This is a genomic window from Rahnella perminowiae, assembly GCF_019049755.1.
Lineage (GTDB): Bacteria > Pseudomonadota > Gammaproteobacteria > Enterobacterales > Enterobacteriaceae > Rahnella > Rahnella perminowiae.
Genome location: NZ_JAFMOS010000280.1, coordinates 1 through 3,530 on the forward strand (window position 1 = coordinate 1; position 3,530 = coordinate 3,530).

3 protein-coding genes are annotated in these 3,530 nt (G+C 51.5%); 2 read left to right on the plus strand and 1 reads right to left on the minus strand.

Going from position 1 to position 3,530, the window contains the following annotated elements; all coding sequences use genetic code 11:
• Window positions 1-250: 250 nt before the first annotated feature.
• Window positions 251-586: a hypothetical protein gene (locus tag J1785_RS02305; protein ID WP_217218721.1), complete on the plus strand. Its 336-nt coding sequence runs from the start codon at window positions 251-253 to the stop codon at window positions 584-586.
• Here the strand turns inward: J1785_RS02305 and J1785_RS02310 are convergent.
• Window positions 564-1,484 carry an alpha/beta hydrolase gene (locus tag J1785_RS02310; protein WP_217218722.1) on the minus strand — a complete coding sequence of 307 codons (921 nt, stop codon included), beginning with the start codon at window positions 1,482-1,484 and terminating at the stop codon, window positions 564-566. The genes J1785_RS02305 and J1785_RS02310 overlap by 23 nt on opposite strands.
• Window positions 1,485-2,098: 614 nt before the next feature.
• Here J1785_RS02310 and J1785_RS02315 point away from each other — a divergent pair.
• Window positions 2,099-3,530, plus strand: a 1,432-nt coding sequence (locus tag J1785_RS02315) for a type VI secretion system Vgr family protein (protein ID WP_217218723.1), incomplete at its 3' end; no start/stop codon positions are given.

A 3,530-nucleotide genomic window follows, 5' to 3' on the forward strand; every position in this document is an offset into this window, starting at 1 on the left:
GGATAATATTCGGAAGAGGCTGTTATTAATTAACCAATTTCAATTTTTATCTCATAAAAATCACACTGGTGGTTAATATTCCTGATTCACTGAGAGGATTTTGCGAGGCATCTTCCAGATTTGACAACAAACCACTGTAATTATAACCAGTCTATTTCTTTGGTGCACCAACAGGCATACAGTTCTCTGGCAGCGGCAATCACCTCGCCAGTACCGGAGGCCTCGACTCACTGACAATGGAATGACTTGTATGACTGATTCTGATAACCACACCGCGTTTACGACTAACTCTATCTCCGTTTTTCGCTCGCTTATCGCCGGGCTGGATTTCAGTCACTTTGATGATGCACAGTTATATGATCTTAATGCGCTGGCGTCAGAATCTGCCAGCGGGTTATGTCAGGGGCTGTTGTGCTTAAGCGAAGGACTTGAGAACAGCGAGATATTGCTCCCGGAGGGGATTGCACAGGTCAGCGATTATCTGAAAGCTTCCGCTCACCTGATCCCTGTTCTTTTTGAATTATGCGAACAGGCCAACAGCGAGCTCGCAAAAAACAAAAAGTTTACGGTGTATCCGATGAACTGACACGTACAGCAATATCCCGCATCACATTGCGCGCACTCTGGCTGATTCCACCAAGCTGGAAGAAACCGTGGATGACTCCCAAATAGCGCTGGGCCGTGCAGTTCACGCCCTGCTCTGTCATGCGGGAGAACAGCGCCTCGCCTTCATCGCATAACGGATCGTATTCCGCCGTAATGATATGAACCGGCGGCAGCCCTGAAAAATCATCACGCCATAACGGACTGACTTCAGGGTGCATGAAATCAATTTGCGGGAAATAAGCTTCGAATCCACTGAGCAACGTATCGCTGGTCAGCACAAAATCATCGCCATTGCGCTTATGGCTTTCAGAGGACGCTGTTGCATCCAGCATTGGGTAAATCAGCACCAGCAGGTGCGGCAGCCAGTGTCCGGTATTTCGCAGGCGCAGAGCCGTGATAAGGGCAAGATGTCCGCCTGCGCTGTCCCCCATCAGTGTTATCCGGCCGCGCTCTATGCCAAGCCTTTCCGCATGCTGCCAGATGAGGTTTGACGCCTGTTCTGCATCGTCATGTGCGGCGGGATAGGTGTGTTCAGGTGCTAAACGATATTGCACCGCAATCACCCGGCAACCGCTGTAAAAGGCAAGCTGACGTAGCTGATTATCATGAGTCGCAAAACCGCCACTGACAAAACAGCCGCCGTGATAATAGATAACGGCAGGTAATGCGCCATGCGCTTCCAGCGGAGAGTAGACGCGTAACAACATACCGTCGATGACCACATCATCAACATTTACGCGTTGCTCAAGATCGCCCGCTAACACCGTGCTGGCAATATAGCCGGCACGGCGCTCAGCGAACGTCTGACTGCGGGAAGAGGGACGGCCTGCAGTAATGAAGTCGTTAACAAGTTCAGCAATTGTGGGTTCCAGTGCCATGAGGATTTTTTCCTTATTTGCGTATTTAGGTGTCGCCAGGATGATGACAGGCTACGATAATTAACTACATCAAGTCGATCGGTATTAACGATTTGTTCTTAGTTACTGATCTATGCAATCGATTATCTTTCCTCCTTACACTCTGGTTATCCTTGCCTTTCTATAAGGCAGGATTGAAAAGCACATTTACATCTCATATTGCGTTGTACTGTTTATTTGAAACAGTTAATGACTTTAGTGATATTAAGAGAGCGGGGGAATTGGATTTAGTGACATTAATGCCTTCTCATTAATCATTATTCAGCATCTCATCACCTGGCGCTTTCGCAAAAACGTCCGTAAGTTTTCGGAAAACATCCTGATTAACTGGCAACTTTCTTTATTTAATAACTGAGATGTATTTTTCCGTGACATAGTTTGTTTTAGTGATCTACTGATTTATGCTAGCTTTCATTTCCGGAGCGGAACTCGCCGACATACTGTTGGACTGCTATTTTTCCAGCGAAAGTCAGTATATTAATATATTCACACCATCAATATATTATTAATTAGCCCAGTCAGCACATATCGGTTTTGGGGTATTCACGCCCATGAGCGTTAAAAGGACTTAAACGATGAGTATCCAAGATTACATTCTTGCTGGCAGTAAATTACCGGTCCACAACCATTACCAGTTAAGACTTAAACGGCTGGAATCCCGGCAGCCCGGCGTTGATATTTCGGTGCTCAGGTTCAGCGGCAGCGAGGCCATCAGCGATATCCTGCGCTATGAAATTGCGTTCACCAGTGCGGTGAAAGACATTCCCGCTCAGCACATCATCAACTATTCCGCCCTGCTCCTGATGTACCCCGACGGTAAGCCGTGGGAGCCGGTTAAACCACGCATTATCCCCGGCGTCATTACCCAGTTCCGCCAGTGCGGCACCTCCGCCGATGAGACCCGCTACGTCGCCACGCTGGAACACCGCGTCACCCGGTTAAATCAGGGCAGCAATAACGCGATTTACCAGAACGACAGCGTCATCAGCATGACCGAAAACACCTTCCTGCGTTACTACATGGACCGGCTGGATTTCCGGTTTGCCCTTAATGAACAGTACCCGCTGAAAAAATTCATGATGCAGTTCGGCGAAAGCGAATACGCGCACATCGCGCGCCGCCTGGCCGACAGCGGCATCTCGTACTTCTTCGAGTATGACGAAGAGAACAACTGCGACGTCATGGTGCTGGCCGACCATTCTTACGCCTGGCCGGAACCGGTCGCCATCCCGTTCCGTAACCCGGTGGGCCTGTTCGACGGCGGCCAGGAGTCGGTCTGGGAAATGTCGGTCAGCCGCAAGGCCATCCCGAAATCGGTGACGGTTAACGACGATTACTATCCGGCCGCGCAAAGCGATATGACCGCCACGGCGACCACCAATCCGGATTACACGGCGCTGGTTGCCGAGGATTACCGCTGGGGTGAGTCCTATCCTGAGCCGGGCAAGGAATACAGCAACGAGCCCGGACAGGGGATGTGGTACGCCAGACGCCGTCAGGAGCGTTATCTGAGCGAACAAATCACCTTCGGGGGCAAGTCCAACAGCATGACACTGCGTCCGGGAAGGGTCATTACCACGCCCGGTAAAGACTGGCCGGAAGCGCCGGACGGCCTGCTGATAGTTTCCACGAACTCTACCAACGTTGCCCGCGACACGGCGTATTTTGTCACCTTCACCGCCGTGCCGCGCAATACCCGGCATCCGTATCGCCCTGCGTTGTTGCCGTGGCCGACCGTCACCGGTACGCTGCCTGCCCGCATCTCCAGTGCGCATCCGGATGAACCTTACGCCCATATCAGCGCCGACGGTTTGTACCGCGCCCGGTTTGGTTTCGACCGCACCGAATGGCAGAAAGGCTTTGAGAGCTGCTGGCTGCGTCTGGCAAAACCCTATTCCGGTGATACTTACGGCTTCCATATGCCGCTGCTGGACTCCACCGGCGTGGCGATTGCCTTCGAGAACGGCGACGTTGACCGGCCGTACATTGCTTATGCGCTGCACGATT